The organism is Glycomyces sp. YM15 (assembly GCF_016918015.1).
Classification (GTDB): Bacteria; Actinomycetota; Actinomycetes; order Mycobacteriales; family Micromonosporaceae; genus Glycomyces.
Window position 1 is genome coordinate 122,190 of the sequence record NZ_JAERMK010000017.1, and the last position, 16,424, is coordinate 138,613.

The window sequence follows — 16,424 nt, forward strand, 5'->3', positions numbered from 1 at the left end:
GTTAGAGTCGCCCCCATGGTCGATCCATGCCCAGACGCGGTTCCGCTTGAGGGCGGGCGCATGTCGGTCGGGATCGCCCGCGTAGGCGATACGGTCCGCCGCCCGCTCTCCGGCTCCTCGGACTTCATGGCCGCGCTGCTGCGGCTGCTCGAACGGCGGGGATTCGATGGCGCCCCGGAGTACCTGGGCAGGACTGACGGGGCTGACGTGCTCTCCTTCATCCCCGGCGAGGTCCCGACTCGGTTCGGCGTCTGGTCGGACGACCAGATCCAGGCCGCCGCGAGACTGCTGCGGCGGATGCACGACGCGACTCGCGGCAGTGACCTCGCCGGGAGGTTCGATGTGGTCTGCCACCACGATCCCGGCCCGAACAACGCCGTCTTCCGAGACGGCGTCCCGGTCGCGTTCATCGACTTCGCCGAGGCCGCGCCCGGCGGCCGACTCGAAGACGTCGCCTATATGGCCTGGACGTGGTCGATCGCTTCCAAGCAGACCCTTCCGCTTGGGCGCCAAGCGGCACAGGTGCGCCTCATCGCTGACGCGTACGGCCTCGATGCGGCCGAGCGCCACGTCCTGGTCGACTGTGTCCTCGAACGTCAAGCCCGCAACGTCCGGTTCTGGGCCGAGTTCCAGGCCAAGCCCGCAAGCGCTCCGGCCACGCCCGCTCAACTCGCCGACCGCATCGCATGGAGCCGCCGCGAGCACGCGTTCGTCGCCGAGCATCGCGACGTGTTCGACCGGGTCTTGAGCTGACCTCGCTGAATGCCTGTTCGCGCTTCGGCCGTTCGCAGAACGTGGCGAACCGGCGCAAGCGACCGATTCCGTTGTCCGGCCTCGACGCGACTTCACTTCAATTGCGCTACAAACGATCAGCGACGAAACAGGGGGAGTTCGCCCGAAGTCGGGCTTCCGGGCCAGGTCGACTATGGACTGAGGTTCAGGCAGTCAGCGACGGGAGCGTGAGGTGGCGCCGTGGGCTTGGTGTCCGGGGCCGAGCGACGTTTCGATCTGGGTTCAATCTGGCGGCGAGGGAGTGGTGGGCGGTGGTCCGGGGGTGGGTCGCCGGGGTGGGGCCGGTGGTCGCTTCCGGTCGGGCCGGGTGGGGTTGGGACCGGGTTGCGTGTCCGGGGCCGGGGTCGTCTCTGGAGCGAGGTGCAAACCGGCAGCGAGGGAAGGGTTAGCGTTGCTTCGGCGGTGTGTCGCCGAAGCGGGGCCGGTGGTCGCTTCCGGTTGGGGGCTGGGTGGGTCCGTCCCGATGCCGCAGCGGCGGGGCGGTCGGCGACAAGGGAGCTGGCAGTGGACGGGATCGGCGCGGATATGCTCGTGCTCGTGTGCATGGTCGTGGTCCTCATGCGCCTGTGTCGCCTCCTTCCCGCTGCTCTACTTGCTTCCCTCGCTGGCCCTGCTGGTCTTGCTGGTCTTGCTTCGGCTTCCGGTTCTGGCCCTTCGGCTTTCGCCTGGCCGCGCGCCGCTCCTGCCAGGGACGGGCGCTGGTGCCTGCCGTCCCTGAGGAAGTGGTGCGGCCGCCCGGTGGTTGCCGGTGGCGGGTTCGCCTCCCGAGGATCGCTTGCCGTTCCTCGGGGTCCGTCCTGTAGTCGCGCGGGCTTGGGGGCGCGGCGCTGCCGGGACGGGGTGGTGCTCGCCATGGACGTGCTTGCGGTGTCGCCGTACCGAGTCCTCTATTCGCTCGGTGTGGCCTCACCGCTGACGCTGGCGGGTCGTGCTCGGTTCGCGTATGCCGTCGGTACGGCATCGCCTGCTGGTTGGGGTGATCCCAACTAGGATCGTCCACCCAGTCACGGCCCGTCGGGGGCGCGGACAGCTGCGGGCGATGGCACGGGGGTGAGATCGGACGCCTCCAGTGGAGGAGCACCCTGGCTTGCGGGGTCGTCGCCTCGAAACAAGTCGGTTTGTCGGATCGGCCAGAGGCTTGTCGTAGTCTGCTTACACCTACCCCGACACCTGTACCAGTTTCCTGTCCCTGTACGTACCTCAATTGTCCCTCATACAGCCCCCGACTGTCATCACCCACAGGTGGAGAACCTCCTCATGTTCCCCACCCCGAATCCGACCAGAGCTCCTGCGCCCCAACCCGAAACAGACCCGCCACCCGACCAACCCACCCCACCCGTCCACCACCTCATCGCCGCCATCTTTGAGGCCGAATCCCACCTACTGTCGATTTGACTCCGCGCTGGCCGCATCAACCAGGCAGACGCTTCCTCAACCAACTGGTTGACAATGACCCGTCAGAGGTCTAGCGTTGTATTCAACCAATTAGTTGAGGACGATCCGTGGGTGACAGTACGAAGCAGCTCGACCGGGCCTTCGCGGCGCTCGCCGACCCGACCCGACGCGACCTCGTCGCCCGGCTCTCCATCGCGGACGCGACCGTAGGCGAACTGGCCGAACCCTACGACGTGAGCCTCCAGGCCATCTCCAAACACGTGAAGGTGCTCGAAGACGCCGGCCTGGTGACCCGCAGCAAGGACGCCCAGCGCCGACCCGTCCACCTGAACCCGGAGGCTCTCGACCTCATGACCCAGTGGATCGAACGCTATCGGCGCGACGCCGAAGCACGCTACCGTCGCCTCGACGCCCTCCTGGCCCGCACGGCCCAGGACGACGAGGAACGGGGAACCGATAAGGAGCAGGCATCATGACCAAGCACGAAACCGAGATCGTCGCAGATCCCAAAGTCCCGACGATCGAGATCACCCGCGAATTCGACGCGACGCCCGAACGCGTCTTCCACGCTCACATCGACCCCGATCTCTACGCCCAGTGGACCGGGCCCCGCTCGTCGAACACGAAGATCACCCGCTGGGACGCCCGCACGGGCGGCGAATGGGCGTTCACCGGCGACAGCGGAGGTGAGACGTACGCCTTCTTCGGCAGCTTCCACGAGGTCCGCCCGAACGAGCGGATCGTCTGGACCTTCACCTATGAGGGCGAGCCCGACGGTGTCTTCCTCGAGACGCTGACCTTCGAGCCGATCGAAGGCGGCCGCACGCGGCTACGAGTGCTGAGCGTGACTCAGGACTTCGAGACCCGCGACGGCATGCTCGCGAGCGGCATGGACATCGGAGTCAACGAGGGGTACGAGAAGCTCGACGAAATGCTCGCGGCACCGACCCAGGACGAGGCGTAGACCGTGGCGCAGAACGGAACGCCCGTGCCCGACGACCCCAGCGGGCGGCACGCCCACGACGCCGCCCGCTTCACCGCCCTGATCGAGTCGGCCAGACCCGAGGACTGGGTGCGCCCCAGTCCGGTAGCCGGATGGACGGCCCTGGACGTCGTGAAGCACTTGATCGAATGGCCGCGCGGCTTCCTCAAAGGGGCTGGGATCGAACTGGGGCCCTTGGACATCGACGCCGACCCGGCCGCCGCCTGGAAGCGACATGTCACCGACGTCCAGGACATCATCGACAACCCCGCCGGGCGCGTCCTCAGGAACCCGAACACCGGCGACAAGCCCGTGGACGAGGCGATCGACCAGTTCTACACCGTCGACATCTGGATGCACTCCTGGGACTTCGCCAAGGCCCTGGGCCGCGAACCAGAGCTGGGACAGGAGCGCTGCCGCACCGCGCTGGCCGACCTGCAGCCGATCGAGCAGGCCCTGCGCGACAGCGGACACTACGGCCCTGCCGTGCCCGTCGCCGACGATGCCTCTCCGCAGGACAAGTTGGCGGCCTTCATCGGCCGCGACCCGGCCTGGAAGCCCGAGAGCTGAAGGAGGAACGGCGAAGGCCGGGAACACCATCACTGTCCCCGGCCTCCACTGGTCGCTCGTGCTTGTGGCTAGATGCCCGACCCGCCGCCGGACGTGTTGGTCCACCAGGCGTGGTATTCGTTGAGGTTGTACCGTTTCGGCACGCCGCTGGTCGAGGTGATCTCGAGGCCGAACTGCATCGTGTCGAAGGTGGTGTTGCGCATGCGGCCTTGCTCAGCGGCCCATCTCCAGACCGCGAGGGCGTCCACGTAGCCTTCGTTGTTCTGCCGGGCGGGGATGAACTGCAGGACGTTCCAGCCGGGGTCGGCCTGCCAGACCGACTGGTAGAGGATGCCGCCGATCGTCACGTTGCTCGCGATCTGCGTGCCCCAACCGCCTGCCGGTCCCTGCGGGTTCCAGCTGGTGAAGATCATGATCTCGTCCTGGTTGCCGCTGGACCAGATGTCCGCCGTCCAGTTCCACCAGTCCTCGCCGCTGGGGGCGGCTGACGAAGTATTGTACGTGAACCCCGCGTTCGCCATCTGCGACAGGGGAGTTCCCGGCCTGACCGAGGTGTTCGGGTACGACTTGATGCCGCCGCCGGACTGGGTCGAGTCGACGTACCAGGAGTTGATGCTGTTGACGCGCAGGCACTGCGACTGGTTGCCCTGGTTGCCCCAGACGTTGTTGTAGATCGTCCAGTCGTTCTGGTGGTACTCCGCGAATGTGGCGCACGAGGAGAACACCTGGGCTTGCGCAGGAGACCCGAAGCTCAGGAGACCGGCGATCACGAGGACGGCCAAGGCGAGCCGGCCGAGAACCGCCGGCTTGCGTTCGACTAGTTTCATCTGACCTTTCCTTCTTGCGCGCTCTAGATATGGGACCACTGTCCGCGCACAGATCATGTCGGAACGTACCAGGAGCGTGTACCTGGTCTGATATCTAGACATTCTGATACATCATATAAAGGAATGTCAATGTTTGATCGCCTGGGCAAACAAATAGAGATCAGATGAATGAGTTCCGCAGCCCCGTAACCACTGTCGCCGCACGGATGCCTTGTCGCCGACCACCAGGCTCGCCGCCGGAACGTCATCGGCCACGATCGCGCCCGCCGCGATCACGGCGTCGCGGCCGATGCTGACGCCGGGAAGGATCATGGCCCCGGCCCCGATCCACACGTTCTCCGCCACGGTGATCGGCGCGCCGCTCAGCCACCCCCGCCGCTCCTCGGGATCGACCGGATGGCCGACGGTGATGAACGTGGCCTTCGGGCCGATCATCGTGCGCTCGCCGATTTTGATGCCCGCGTAGTCGAGGAACGTGCAGTTCTGGTTGATGAACACCCGCTCGCCGAGATCGAGGTTCAGCCCGTGGTCGGTGAAGAAGGGCGGGTAGATCGTGACCTTCGGCGGCAGCGGCCGACCGAGGATCCGCTTGAACAGCTCCGCCTTGCCCTCCTCGTCTTCAAATGGCAGGACGTTCAGGCGTGAGGTCAGCTCGGTGGCCCGCAGGACCCGCTGGGACATGGCCTTGAACTCGGGACTGTGGATCCGCATGAGGCGGTCGTTGGACATGCCGCGAACCTTTCGGGTGCTTCGGAACTGGACGACGCTCAGTAGATCCTGAAATATGAGGAAGGGGCCAGCGCGTTTCGGGACGGCCGAGCGCCGGGACCGGACCCGGGCGATGATCCTGCCGTTGGCGCACACGGATCCGGGACCGGAGGCGAGGATCCATGAGCGACCTGGACGTCAACGGGTGCCGCCGCCGCGCGCGCAAGGCCTCGAAGCGATCCTATGCGGCCATGGCCCGCAAGAACTCGACCAAGGCCCACCGCCATCTCGTCATTGCGAGCGACGCCATGCGGATGACTCGTGACCAGAATAATAATATGGTCACAAGTTGAGATCCGGTGCCGGAGGCGATCATGACGAAGACCCAGCGAGCCGACCTGCGGCAACGTGCCGACGCGTTGCTCGATGCCGCTGCGGAGCTGCTGATCACCGGCGGATCGCGCCAGATTCGCATTGAGGAGGTCGCGCGCCGTGCAGGGGTCGGGAAAGGCACGGTCTACCTGCACTGGCAAAGCCGCGATCACCTGCTGCTGTCCGTGGGCGCCCGCGAGGCCGCCGCGATGACCGAGACCGTGATCGCCGCGATCCGCGCCGACTCGGTCGAAGCCGCTCCGCACCGCTACCTTCGCCGACACTTCCTCGAAGCCATGCGGCGGCCGATCCTCGAGACGATCTTCAGTGCCGAAGGCCCCGAACTCGCCGCCTTCGCCCGTCAGCCGGCGCGCTCCGGACTCACCGCCTACAAGACGATCACCTCGCGCGAGTACCTGACCGCGCTGGCCGACCATGAACTGCTGCGCCCCGGCATCGATCTATCCGATGTCGACTATGGACTTCAGGCGATCGCTTACGGCTACTTCACAGTCAGCCAGCTCCTGCCCGACGCCCCGCAATCCGCTCTCGACCATCGAGCGGATCAGCTCGCCGAGGTCATCCGGCGTTCTTTCGAGCCCGAACCGATGCCTGCACCGGACCGCTACGCCGCCGTCGCACCCCATGCCATCGAAGCGTTCACTCGCCTCGCCGACGAATTCCGCCGGACTGCTTACGGCGCAGCGGCCGACTGAAGCCGATGTCTCCCTCCAGAAAGGCCAACAGCATGGCTGCCGACTCCAGCGCGGACATCACCGACCTTCACCATGTCGGCCTCGTCGTCCGCGACATGAACGCGGCGATCACCGCGTTCACGCGGTTCGGCTTCCACATCGGCGCGCCGGCCTACCCCGCGCTCCCCTCTGCCCGGGGCGCAGCGCCTGAGCCGGTCGGGGCGGGCAACACTCATGCCGATTTTCCACGGAGTTTCATCGAACTGCTCGCCTTCGCGCCCGAGCGTCGAGAGCACCTTCCCGCCGGCTCACGGCTGGTCCCGCTCCACGTCCCCGAGGAGCAGCTCGCCGTGACCAGGACGGCGATCCGGCACACGATCGCGGGTCTCGCTGCGCGGCTTGACATCTCTGAGGGCGCTCACATCCTCGTCTTCGCCACCCGCGATGCGGAACGGACCGCGATTCGACTCGAGCAGGCGGGCGTCGCCCGCACCGAGATCCGAACCCTGCAGCGACCCATCACCACCGCCGGGGGCACCAAGCTCGCCGCCATCAAGGTCCTCGAATTCAGCGACGTCGATCCAGCCATGCCCGCGGGCATGGTCCCTGAGGGCCGGGTCGGCGCCGCCGAAGATGTCCCGAACGATCTCCTCGACGCCCAAGTCGGTCTCGCTCATCCCAACGGCGCCACCGGCTTGGCCGAATGCGTCCTCTGCGTCGACGACGGCGAACTCGATTCCGCCGGCGAACGCTACGAGCGCTATCTGAACCTGCCTGCGTCTTTGGAGGGCGCGACCCTCAGCTTCGCTCTCGGCTCGAGCCGTCTGATACTGACCAACCCAGCCGGTCTGGCGGCGCTCCTGCCGGGCGAACGGCCGCACACCACACCGGGCCTGAGTGCCTACACCGTCGAGGTCGCCGATCTGGCCGCTGCTGAAGCGCACCTGCGCGCCCAGAACGTCGAACTCCGACGGTCCGTGGACGGCCGACCCTTCATTCCTGCCAAGGTCGCCTTCGGTGCTGCCCTCATCCTGCAACAGGCCAATGGGGCCTCCGCAGAGCGGAGGCCCCCTTCCGAGATGTCTGTTGTCAGCCTGCGGCGTTGATCAGGGCGCCGAGGTCCTTGGGGGACAGATCGAATACGGGGGAGTCCGTGTCGAGCTTCGAGTCCCGCAGGTGGAAGGCGGTGTCGTCGGAGCAGAGGGCGAGCTCGACGCAGTTGGTGTTGTTGTCGGCGCCGCTGCGAGAGCCTTTGCGCCAGGCGCGGCGAACCTCGACGCAATTGGAGTTGTTTCCAGAGCCGCTGCGGGTGCTCTTACGCCAAACGGAAACGCCTGTCGTCATCGTGGTAGACCTCGATCCGGATCGCCTTTTTCCAAAGCATCTTGCGGACCTCATCGTAACTCGCGATACGGGTGGGGTCGTCGATGAGCCAGCTCGAGTCGAGCACCTCGGTGTACGCGAAGGGCGGACCTGCGAGCTTACTACTGCCTTCCATGAAGATGTCGAAGTTGCTGCGCTGAGCCAGCACCGGACCTGGCAGGATTCGGATTTTCACGCCCGTCTTCCGCGCCCAGCGATGCAGGTGCGCCATCTGATCTCGATAGAGCTCCTCGGAGATCTGGCGAAGGTGGAGGAGTGCGGCCTCCCCGATAAGGAACTGCATCTCAGGCCGATCCACGCGCGTCGCGATGGTCTGCTGGCGGCCGTCTTTGAAGTCCCAGCCGTTGTCGACCCACTCGTCGGAACCGGGTTCGGCCTGTCTGGCAACGATGTAGTGGTATTCCTGGAGCTGGAGGATCCCGGGAATCATCAGGGCGTCGAACTTGAAGAAGAAGCCATAGTGCTGTTCGGCCAGGGCGATGAACATCGCGTTGAACCGTTGATCGGCCTCCAAGGCTTCCCCGTTCTTGCGGCTGAGCGCGACCTGCACCATGTACTGGGCAGTTTCGTCGCTCAGCCCGCAGGCTCCTGCGAGCCCTTTGATGGTCTTGGCGGGCGGGGTAGCGCGGCCCGCTTCGTAGGCGCGGTAGGTGTCCGTGGAGTAGCACACCTCCTCCGCGATTTCCCGCTGCGTCTTGTCGAGTGCGAGACGACCTTTTCGGAGCATCATTCGTGTGAACCACGAGCCGAGTTCCGTCTGCGCCATACCTGCCCCCAGGCGTTCGGTCCTGCATGCGAACTCTCACTATCGCACAGTCCACTTCAAAACCAATGCTGTGAGAATCGCTGCGTGAGTGGACAACCGTGAAAAACACGCGGTCCATTACATACGGTCTGATCATCACGGTCCCGTTGTGCCGCAGCAAGGTTCATCTTGTGACCTGCGGTTTTACCGCCTAGATTCATGGATGTCGCGAATCGAGCTGTTCGGTTCGCGACATGGTGGGGACGCCCGGGGCCGCTTTGCACCTTCCGCTGCCAGCGGCTCCGGCGCGCCAGTGTCGGAAATCCGATACCCAAAAAGGGGGACAAGCGATGAAGAACTCGCTGAAGCCGGCCGGTTCGACGGATCGGGATGGGCTTGAACGAGGTTCGTTCCACGATGACTACCGGACCTATCGAGTCCGTGCGTCGAGCGCTGTTGCGCCCGACTCGTTCCAGGTGCTGACCGGGGAGACCGAAGACCTCGTGCTGATCGTGTCCGGCCTCAACTCCGGTGAGCTGAAAGCGACCTGGGGGCCGTTCTGGCGTTCCTTCAAGCCCAACTGGAAGATCTGGGTCGAGGAATCGGCTTTCAGGGTCTTCTACAGCCAGCGCCAGCCGATCGCGTCCGCGCCGGTCACCTGGAGGTTCTGTGAAGGCTGAGACGACCCTCCGCCATCCCGACGATGACGGCTGGCTCGGCGACTTCCACAGGGGCCCAGCGGTGTTCAGCGTCTTCCGTGAACTCACCAACCGGCATCCGCTGATCCCGGACGAATACCGCATCACCTGCAACGACGGTGCGGGTCCGCGAATGATCTGCCGGTTCGTCGATGAACCCGAGATGGTCCCGGAGTGGTTCGGCGCCTGGAAGAACGACGAGTGGTGCGAGTGGATTCTCAAGCGGACCTTGGCGCTCGTCGCCAACCCGGAGAACACCTGACCACAGGACGATGTGGATCGCGAGTTCCCGACCGACATCGACCCGGTCACCGCCTCCGAGATCCTCGCGTCCCGCGCCAGGCTCACCGGTGCCCCATAGTGGGCATCTCGTGACGGAACGGGAATGTCGCACCGCCGCTTTATGCTCGGCTGCGACATTCCCGGCCACGCGAAGGACGATGATGACGAAAGCCCTTGCGCCACAAGAGGACCAACTCGAACTCCCCTCCTCCTGGACCGCCAAGGTGCTGCCGCGACGCGGCAGTGCGGTCAAGCGACGGGTCAAACTCGCCGATCCGACGATCGTCGAGGAACTCGCCCGCGAGCGAGCCGACAAGGCCGAAGACCTCAGGGCCGCACTCGACCTCACCCCGAACGAGCCCTTCGCCGCCGAAGGCAAGGCCTACCTCGACGGCCAGACCGACCCCCGCGGTGCGGCCGTGATCGCCTGCCTGTTGGTCGACAAGCACGAGCGCCGCACGGAGTCATGGCTCCGCCCGACCTTCGACGGCTGGGTACACGAACACGGCCTCGCGTTCGCGGTGGCGGCGACCGTCGAGTTCCTTGCCTTCGGCGAGCGAACGGAGTGGTATCGCGAGACGCCGCCGCTGCAGCAACGGGTCCTCGTCGAATGCCCCACCGACGAGCCGCGTCCGGTCGCCCATGAACTGGAATACGGCGGGATCGCCGCCGCGCGCTCGCTCCTGGCCGCCGCATCCGACGACGAATACGCCGAAGCCGTGTCCGTCGTCGCCGCTCACCGCGACACGGTCGCGAAGCGTATCGCCGCCATGGCCCTGTTCCCCGATGAGGAGGACTGGCTGTTCGAGGCCGCGGCCGAATACATGAAAGGTCGCGAAGACGGCTACATCGGCGACGAAGTCGTATGGCGGTCGCTCACCAGCCTCGAACAGATCGCCGCCGTGGGCATCGCCGACGTCGAGCATCACTGGGTCAGCTACCGAACCCTCATCCCCCTGGTCGCCACGTTCGGCACCGACACCCTCCCGATCCTCACCGGGCCCATCTTCGCCGACTGCAAGGGCACATACCTCGGCAATCTCGTCCTCAAAGCGATCTCCCTGATGCCCACTGACGACGCCACGGCCCACCTCCTGGAACGCCTGGAAGAGCCGGGCACTCGAGCGGCCGCCGTCGAAGCGGCCGACCGCTTCCCGCTCCGCACGCTGCGCGTCGCAGCACGCCTGGCGCCCACCTTCACCGCCGAACAGCGCGCCCGGCTCGTCACCATCGCCGCCCTGCCCGACCCCGCACTGCGCGTCCACCTCTGCGAAACCGAGCGGGCCGACCTCGACGACCTCTTCGCCAGCACCGGACACGTCCCCGAAGCCGCCCCCGAGGACCTGCCGCCGCTCCTCGTCACGCCGCCCTGGAACCGCAAGCGGCCCAAGGCCGTAACGATCGAGGGCCTGGAGGCGCCGGCCGCCGCGTACTTGATCTGGGCCGCTGGCGAGCAGGAGTCCTGGAACGCGATCCCGGACCCGTCCGACCACAACAGTCTCTGGCTCGAGCATTTCGGCAAACTGCCGGACATCGACGCCTACGGCCGGCGAATGACCCGGTTCCTGGCGCACGGCGTCATGGAACTGGCGGAGCCCCGCCTCGACGACTGGAAGGGCGACGAAAACCAGGACGACCCGACCGACCGCCAACGCATCCTCGCGCGATTCGGCGAACGCGTCGTGGACCGGGTGCTCCACGAATCCACCGCATACCTCAGCCTCGAGCTCCCCGGGCCCATCCTCAGCCTCAAAGCGGCCCGGATCGTCGGTGAGCGGCTGGTGAAGTTCAAAGACGCCCACCCGAGTGCGCGCCAGTGGCTCGACCGCCACGGCGTGGCCGCAGTCCCTTACCTGGTGCCCGACGCCCTCGGACCCAGCAAGCCCCTTCGCAAGAACGCCGAAGCCGCGCTGACGCGCCTGTCCGAGCGATTCGGAGCGGCAGCCGTTGCAGCCCAAGCCGAAATGTACGGGCCCGAAGCGGCCGCGGCCATTGCCAAGCTTGTCGGCGACGATCCGCTGCTGCCGAGCGTCAAGGTCCCCAAGCCCGGTCCCTGGACGGTCCCCACCGCGCTCCCGCAGGTGCTCCTCAGGGGCGGCGGACGCGCGCTGCCGGCCGACTCGGTGGGCCACCTGATCACCGTGCTCGCGCTGGCGACCCCCGAGTATCCCTATGCCGGCCTCGAAGTCGTCGCCGAGACCTGCGACCGGGACTCGCTCTCCCGGTTCAGTTCCGCGCTGTTCGAGCAGTGGCTCGAGTCCGACGCTCCGTCGAAGGACCGCTGGGCGCTGACGCAACTCGCCCACTTCGCCGACGACGCCATCACCTCACGGCTCGCCGAACTGGTGCGCGAATGGCCGAACAACAATCAGCACAAACGGGCCGTCACGGGCCTGGAAGTGCTCGCCGCGATCGGCACCGAGGACGCCTTGCGGGCCTTGCAGCAGGTCGCCGACAAGGTGAAGTTCAAGGCCCTCAAGGCCGAAGCGGGCCGTCAGATCACCGCGATCGCCAAGCGGCTCGGCCTCAGCCGCGAGCAGCTCGCCGACCGACTCGTCCCCGACTTCGGGCTCGGCGAGCAGGATGCGCTGGTGCTCGACTACGGTCCCCGACAGTTCACGGTGGTCCTCGACGAACGGCTCAATCCCAGCGTCACCGACCAGACCGGCAAGTCCCTCAAGACCGTGCCGAAACCCGGCGCGAAAGACGACGCAGCAGTGGCCCGAGCCGCCTATGCGCGCTTCGCCGCACTGCGGAAAGACCTCCGCACCGTCGCCGCCGACCAGGTCCGCCGCCTCGAAGCGGCCATGGTCGCGGCCCGCACCTGGAGCAAGGCCGAGTTCGAGCGGTACTTCGTCGACCACGCGCTCAACCGGCACCTGGCCCGACGCCTGGTGTGGTCGGCCGAGATCGACGGCGCCCACACGGGTTTCCGGATCGCCGAGGACTCGACCTACTCCGACGCGCACGACGGAGCGTTCACGCTTCCCGACGACGCCATGGTCCGACTCGACCACCCGGTCCTCATGGGGGAGCAGGTCGAGGACTGGATCGAGCTCTTCGGCGACTACGAGATCCTGCAGCCCTTCGACCAGTTGAGCCGACCGGTCCTCCAGGCCACCGACGAGGAGCGAGCGACCGGCCGCCTCACCGGTGCCGACGGCCTCAAGATCGAGGCCCTCCGGATTCTCGGGGCGACAGGTCAAGGCTGGGAGCGGGCGAAGCCCGAGGACGCCGGCGTCGAGCCGGGCATCACGTACGCCCTCGCGAACGGCCACACCGTCGCGGTGCTACTGGAACCGGGGATGTGGGCCGGCGCGGCGATGGAATCCCCGGAGCAGACGGTTCGCAGCGTCGTCGTCTCCAAGGGCGAACCGTGCTGGCGGGTCGACGAGCGGAGCCCGGCGGTCGCGGTCGACCCGGTCACCGCCTCCGAGGTCCTGGCGCGGATCACCAGGCTCTCCGCATAGTCGGCACCTCGTGACGGAACGGGGATGTCGCACCGGCGCTGCGTTCTCGATGGCGACATCCCCAGCCGCACGAACGATGGTTCCGGGCGCGCTGCCCAAGGATTGAATCCGGCCGTCCCGAGGCGGGTCGGGCCCGGACGTGCCGGTGCGAGGCGTTGCCGGGTTTCGGGCAGGACCGCCAGAACATTCGCGGCGTCATCGGCAAGGGCGTCGCAGGCGTCCGTTCGGGCGGCTCGGGCGAGGTCGCCCCGTCGCCAGAACGCCTTGTGTCGACAAACTGACCATTGTCGACTCCGCTGGTAGCGCTATCATGCCATCTTGCTGGGGAGATGCTGCCAGCGGATAGGTTCGGCGTCCCCGTATCGAGCCACAAGGGACCCACGGTGCCTGTGCGTGTTGGTAGCGTGACTTCTTGCCAGGTCATCACGCCTGGCGTCGGGCCCGACTCTCGCAATCCCATTCCTCCTCGATGAAGAGCAGATCGGATTTATCCCATGAAGAACCCCATCACGAAGCGCGTGCTCATCGCGCTCGTGGCGCCCGCCCTGCTGCTGGCCTCGCCGGCAGCCGTCACCGCCCAAGAGAACGACCCCGACCCCAAGGACGGGTACCAGAACCCCGAGGAAAGCCTCAAGGACGAACTCACCAACACCGCCGAGACCCACGGCTGGACCTTCGAAGAAGCCGAGGCCCAGTACAAGGTCGCCGAGACCATCGGCGAGATCGCGGCCAAGATCGCGCCCGAGCGCCTGGACGTGTTCGTCGGCACCGCCCTGTCCGAGAAGCCCGGCGGCACGCCCACGCTCTACATCAAGGGCGAGGCCGACTCGTTCGTGTACGAGGTGATCAGGGAGAGCGGCCTCGACGTGATCGTCGCCGACCGGCAGCCGTACTCGTTCCTCGAACTGCAGGAGCGCAACCAGCGGCTCAACCGCGAGCTCACCGGGCTCGGCTTCCGCGAGATCTCCAGCGGCTTCGACATCACCGACAGCGGCACGATCAGCGCGGAACTCGGCGCCGACCCCAAGCTGCCCTCCGACCCCGAAGAGATCCGCAAGGGACTCTCCGAGGAGTTCCAGAAGGGCGTCGAGCTGACGGTCTCCGACAAGCTCGGCAACACCGCCGAACACGGCTACGGCGGCATGGCCGCCTATGTCGGCAACACCTTCAACTGCACCACCGGATGGACCGTGGTCAGCCCCAACGGCACCACCGGCGTGAGCACCGCAGGGCACTGCACCGGCATCAGCCAGGCATGGCAGCCCGGCCACGGCTTCATCGACCTGGACTTCCAGCAGCAGCACCGCGGCTACTGGGGCGACATGGAATGGCACACCACCCCCGGCCACATCGACGTGGCCGAGTTCTACGCCCACCCCAACACCCGGCGCGACACGCTGTCGGTCGAACCGTGGTGGGGATTCAGCGTGGGCGAGTCGATCTGCATGTTCGGGCGGTCCACGAACGTCCGCCACTGCTCACTCGACGTGCAGAATCCCTGGTGGTCCTGCACCCTCGACGGCTTCCTCACGGACAGCCTGGTCCGCATGAACGGTGATGTCACCATCGGCGGCGACTCCGGCGGCGGCTGGTCCTGGAACAACCGCGCTTACGGCTCCCACGTCGGCGACTGCAGCTGGCAGAACGTGTTCTCCAGAGTGGACGACATGAACGAGGCGATCGGCGTGAGCGTCCTTACGCAATAGCCCCAACGGAAACCGCGGCCCTGCACTTCAGCGGGGCCGCGGCCCGATGGCCCTCGAAGTCGGCGCCGACTACTCCCCGTCCGCCTTCACGATCGCCCGATGGTCGCGCCATCGAGCTCGAATCGGTCGCCGGCGTCAGTGCGTCGCTCAACGCGCCGACGTTCTTCCTCGTCACCGGCCGGAACAACGGGTCCATCATCTGCGACAACGGTTTCGACAGAACGCCGACGTCCCAGTGAACTCGTTTCAACTTGGCTGGGGTGTCTCGATTCGGCCTGGGTGCTACACCGCTCGTGCGGTCGTGATGATCGAGTAGGAGGCGCCGGGGTCGAAGGGGGTCTGGTCCCAGGTGCCGAACCGATGTTCGATGGCGAAGCCGGTCGCGGCGAGGTGGCGGTCCAGGGCTTCAGCGCTGGTGAAGCGCAGACCGCAGGAGGCCACGAGCGGCTGATCCCAGTAGGCGGCCTCGAACGTCGCTTTGAGTGCCACGACACCGTGCTCGTCAGGTTCGCCGGCCTCCTGGTAGATGCGCATAGGTTCGCCGAGCGGGTCCACGATCTCGAAGGGTTGCTCCGGGTTCCAGGTGCGCCATTCGCCCACGGCCGGGTTGCGAGTGTCGAAGACGAATTGCCCGCCGTCGACGAGGGCCCGGCGGATCGCGGCGAGTGAGGCGCGTGTCGTCTCGTCGTCGAGCAGGCATTGGAAGGCATTGCCGCTCATGATTGCCAGATCGAATTCGCCCCTCCATGGTGCTTCGGCGGCCGGGGCGAGCATCCATTCGGCGGCATCGGACTCGCGGGCCTGATCGAGCATGGCCGGGTCGGGGTCGAGACCGCACAGACGCCCAGTGTGTCCTTCGGATCGGGCGCGGCGCAGCATCGCGCCGGTGCCGCATCCGACGTCGAGGACGTTCTCGGCGCCCATGACGAAGTCGAGATAGAAGGTGTCGCTGGCACCCCAGGAGTTGAGGTGGTCGTAGAGCAACGCATCCAGGGTTTCCCCGTCGAGGGAGCGCGGGTCGTACGCGAGTGCCATCGCGCCAGTATGGGCACTCCCTCTGTGTGCTGCAACCGCATTTGCGTCGAGCGCCACCGCAGGGCTTGATCAAGTTCCCTGTGGGTCTGGTTGGTGGCTGATGCCCAGGATCGGGAGGGCTCGTTTGGGTTCTTCCCGGATCGCCCTGGTGGTCTTGGCGATGTTGGTCGCGCCGAGGATCTTGAGGGCGCCGATGGCGAGGTTTCCGAAGGTGGCCATGGCGCGGGGCGCGGTCCCGGTGTGGACGGTCGAGGCGCCTTCGCCGAAGGTGGCGTCCCGGATGTGATGCGATCCGTTCTCGATGCCCCACTCGTCGCGGATGAACGCGGCGATCTGGGCGGGCGTGGCCTGGTGGGCGTCGAGGCTGGTCACGGCGTAGTCGGTCCGGCGGGTCTCCTTCTTCCCGGTCTCCTGTCGTCGACGGTGAAGGCGAATCGCGAGTGTCGCGTGGGGGAAGGAGATACCGCCGAGCTCCTGGGCCACGGCCATGAGCTTGATCGAGCGCGACTCCCTGCGTCCGTGCCAAGTCTCCGAAGCCGAGTGCGCGACCGGCACTTGGCCCCAGGGGAGGAGCGCGGAACCTGATCAAGCCCTGCCTGCCTCCTCGGCCGTACGCTCTGCCGCCATGCCAAGCTGATACTAATCCGGAACTGTGAAGTTGGTTGTTCTGGTGTCATTCCGGTTGGGCGGCAAGGATGTAGGCGAGTTCGGGGTGGTTGAAGAAGCGCTTGACGGTCTCAGGGAGTTTCTGGAGACTGCGCAGG

The 16,424-nt window shown here is 66.5% G+C and carries 17 protein-coding genes; 11 read left to right on the forward strand and 6 right to left on the reverse strand.

The genetic code is table 11. The features are described 5' to 3' along the window. Nucleotides 1-15 precede the first annotated feature (15 nt). From JHY01_RS18750 to JHY01_RS18765, 4 genes are all read left to right on the forward strand, one after another. The gene (locus JHY01_RS18750; RefSeq protein ID WP_205327197.1) at nt 16-753 is read left to right on the forward strand and encodes a phosphotransferase; all 738 of its coding nucleotides are present in this window, start codon (nt 16-18) and stop codon (nt 751-753) included. A gap of 1,541 nt (nt 754-2,294) precedes the next feature. Then, nucleotides 2,295-2,663, forward strand: a complete 369-nt coding sequence (locus JHY01_RS18755) for a helix-turn-helix transcriptional regulator (protein ID WP_205327198.1) — start codon at nt 2,295-2,297, stop codon at nt 2,661-2,663. Then, nucleotides 2,660-3,151, forward strand: a complete 492-nt coding sequence (locus JHY01_RS18760) for an SRPBCC family protein (protein ID WP_205327199.1) — start codon at nt 2,660-2,662, stop codon at nt 3,149-3,151. Before JHY01_RS18755 ends, JHY01_RS18760 begins: the two co-directional genes overlap by 4 nt. Before the next feature lie 3 nt (nt 3,152-3,154). Then, a complete protein-coding gene (locus JHY01_RS18765) occupies nt 3,155-3,739 on the forward strand; it encodes a maleylpyruvate isomerase family mycothiol-dependent enzyme (RefSeq protein WP_205327200.1) in 585 nt (194 codons plus the stop codon). Nucleotides 3,740-3,807: 68 nt separating this feature from the next. On the opposite strand, the gene JHY01_RS18770 is transcribed toward JHY01_RS18765, so the two are convergent. After that, the gene (locus JHY01_RS18770; protein ID WP_205327201.1) at nt 3,808-4,566 is read right to left on the reverse strand and encodes a hypothetical protein; all 759 of its coding nucleotides are present in this window, start codon (nt 4,564-4,566) and stop codon (nt 3,808-3,810) included. 126 nt (nt 4,567-4,692) lie between these two features. Next, nucleotides 4,693-5,295, reverse strand: coding sequence for a sugar O-acetyltransferase (locus JHY01_RS18775; RefSeq protein ID WP_205327202.1), 603 nt, complete (start codon nt 5,293-5,295; stop codon nt 4,693-4,695). Nucleotides 5,296-5,456: 161 nt separating this feature from the next. On the opposite strand from JHY01_RS18775, the gene JHY01_RS18780 reads away from it, so the two are divergent. Genes JHY01_RS18780 through JHY01_RS18790 form a run of 3 tightly spaced genes read left to right on the forward strand, consistent with a single transcriptional unit; the run spans nt 5,457 to nt 7,447 of the window. Beyond that, a complete protein-coding gene (locus JHY01_RS18780) occupies nt 5,457-5,627 on the forward strand; it encodes a hypothetical protein (RefSeq protein ID WP_205327203.1) in 171 nt (56 codons plus the stop codon). 6 nt (nt 5,628-5,633) lie between these two features. After that, the gene (locus JHY01_RS18785) at nt 5,634-6,362 is read left to right on the forward strand and encodes a helix-turn-helix domain-containing protein (RefSeq protein ID WP_307814499.1); all 729 of its coding nucleotides are present in this window, start codon (nt 5,634-5,636) and stop codon (nt 6,360-6,362) included. A gap of 32 nt (nt 6,363-6,394) precedes the next feature. After that, nucleotides 6,395-7,447 carry a VOC family protein gene (locus JHY01_RS18790; protein ID WP_205327204.1) on the forward strand — a complete coding sequence of 351 codons (1,053 nt, stop codon included), beginning with the start codon at nt 6,395-6,397 and terminating at the stop codon, nt 7,445-7,447. On the opposite strand, the gene JHY01_RS18795 is transcribed toward JHY01_RS18790, so the two are convergent. Next, a complete protein-coding gene (locus JHY01_RS18795; protein WP_205327218.1) occupies nt 7,431-7,685 on the reverse strand; it encodes a DUF397 domain-containing protein in 255 nt (84 codons plus the stop codon). The genes JHY01_RS18790 and JHY01_RS18795 overlap by 17 nt on opposite strands. Further along, the gene (locus tag JHY01_RS18800; RefSeq protein ID WP_205327205.1) at nt 7,657-8,490 is read right to left on the reverse strand and encodes a Scr1 family TA system antitoxin-like transcriptional regulator; all 834 of its coding nucleotides are present in this window, start codon (nt 8,488-8,490) and stop codon (nt 7,657-7,659) included. Before JHY01_RS18800 ends, JHY01_RS18795 begins: the two co-directional genes overlap by 29 nt. A gap of 329 nt (nt 8,491-8,819) precedes the next feature. Between JHY01_RS18800 and JHY01_RS18805 the strand changes: the two genes are divergently transcribed. The 4 genes from JHY01_RS18805 to JHY01_RS18820 all read left to right on the forward strand — a co-directional run bounded on the left by JHY01_RS18805 (nt 8,820) and on the right by JHY01_RS18820 (nt 14,625). Next, on the forward strand, nt 8,820-9,149 hold the full coding sequence (locus JHY01_RS18805; RefSeq protein ID WP_205327206.1) for a hypothetical protein: 330 nt from the start codon (nt 8,820-8,822) through the stop codon (nt 9,147-9,149). Next, nucleotides 9,139-9,429, forward strand: coding sequence for a hypothetical protein (locus JHY01_RS18810; RefSeq protein ID WP_205327207.1), 291 nt, complete (start codon nt 9,139-9,141; stop codon nt 9,427-9,429). The genes JHY01_RS18805 and JHY01_RS18810 overlap by 11 nt, the downstream gene beginning before the upstream one ends. A 181-nt stretch (nt 9,430-9,610) precedes the next feature. Continuing rightward, nucleotides 9,611-12,919 carry a DUF4132 domain-containing protein gene (locus tag JHY01_RS18815; protein WP_205327208.1) on the forward strand — a complete coding sequence of 1,103 codons (3,309 nt, stop codon included), beginning with the start codon at nt 9,611-9,613 and terminating at the stop codon, nt 12,917-12,919. A gap of 494 nt (nt 12,920-13,413) precedes the next feature. Beyond that, a complete protein-coding gene (locus JHY01_RS18820; RefSeq protein ID WP_205327209.1) occupies nt 13,414-14,625 on the forward strand; it encodes a hypothetical protein in 1,212 nt (403 codons plus the stop codon). Between the two features lie 282 nt (nt 14,626-14,907). Here JHY01_RS18820 and JHY01_RS18825 read toward each other — a convergent pair whose 3' ends face one another. Together JHY01_RS18825 and JHY01_RS18830 are read right to left on the reverse strand one after the other, a co-directional pair. Continuing rightward, a complete protein-coding gene (locus JHY01_RS18825) occupies nt 14,908-15,660 on the reverse strand; it encodes a trans-aconitate 2-methyltransferase (protein ID WP_205327210.1) in 753 nt (250 codons plus the stop codon). Between the two features lie 69 nt (nt 15,661-15,729). Next, nucleotides 15,730-16,215, reverse strand: a complete 486-nt coding sequence (locus tag JHY01_RS18830) for a hypothetical protein (protein WP_205327211.1) — start codon at nt 16,213-16,215, stop codon at nt 15,730-15,732. Nucleotides 16,216-16,424: the final 209 nt, after the last annotated feature.

Bases quoted from the DNA above. Each gene is read 5' to 3' on its own strand.
- JHY01_RS18795 (WP_205327218.1), bottom strand. From the start codon at position 7,685: ATGACGACAGGCGTTTCCGTTTGGCGTAAGAGCACCCGCAGCGGCTCT.
- JHY01_RS18825 (WP_205327210.1), bottom strand. From the start codon at position 15,660: ATGGCACTCGCGTACGACCCGCGCTCCCTCGACGGGGAAACCCTGGAT.
- JHY01_RS18790 (WP_205327204.1), top strand. From the start codon at position 6,395: ATGGCTGCCGACTCCAGCGCGGACATCACCGACCTTCACCATGTCGGC.
- JHY01_RS18750 (WP_205327197.1), top strand. From the start codon at position 16: ATGGTCGATCCATGCCCAGACGCGGTTCCGCTTGAGGGCGGGCGCATG.
- JHY01_RS18780 (WP_205327203.1), top strand. From the start codon at position 5,457: ATGAGCGACCTGGACGTCAACGGGTGCCGCCGCCGCGCGCGCAAGGCC.
- JHY01_RS18815 (WP_205327208.1), top strand. From the start codon at position 9,611: ATGACGAAAGCCCTTGCGCCACAAGAGGACCAACTCGAACTCCCCTCC.
- JHY01_RS18805 (WP_205327206.1), top strand. From the start codon at position 8,820: ATGAAGAACTCGCTGAAGCCGGCCGGTTCGACGGATCGGGATGGGCTT.
- JHY01_RS18820 (WP_205327209.1), top strand. From the start codon at position 13,414: ATGAAGAACCCCATCACGAAGCGCGTGCTCATCGCGCTCGTGGCGCCC.
- JHY01_RS18775 (WP_205327202.1), bottom strand. From the start codon at position 5,295: ATGTCCAACGACCGCCTCATGCGGATCCACAGTCCCGAGTTCAAGGCC.
- JHY01_RS18800 (WP_205327205.1), bottom strand. From the start codon at position 8,490: ATGGCGCAGACGGAACTCGGCTCGTGGTTCACACGAATGATGCTCCGA.
- JHY01_RS18760 (WP_205327199.1), top strand. From the start codon at position 2,660: ATGACCAAGCACGAAACCGAGATCGTCGCAGATCCCAAAGTCCCGACG.
- JHY01_RS18770 (WP_205327201.1), bottom strand. From the start codon at position 4,566: ATGAAACTAGTCGAACGCAAGCCGGCGGTTCTCGGCCGGCTCGCCTTG.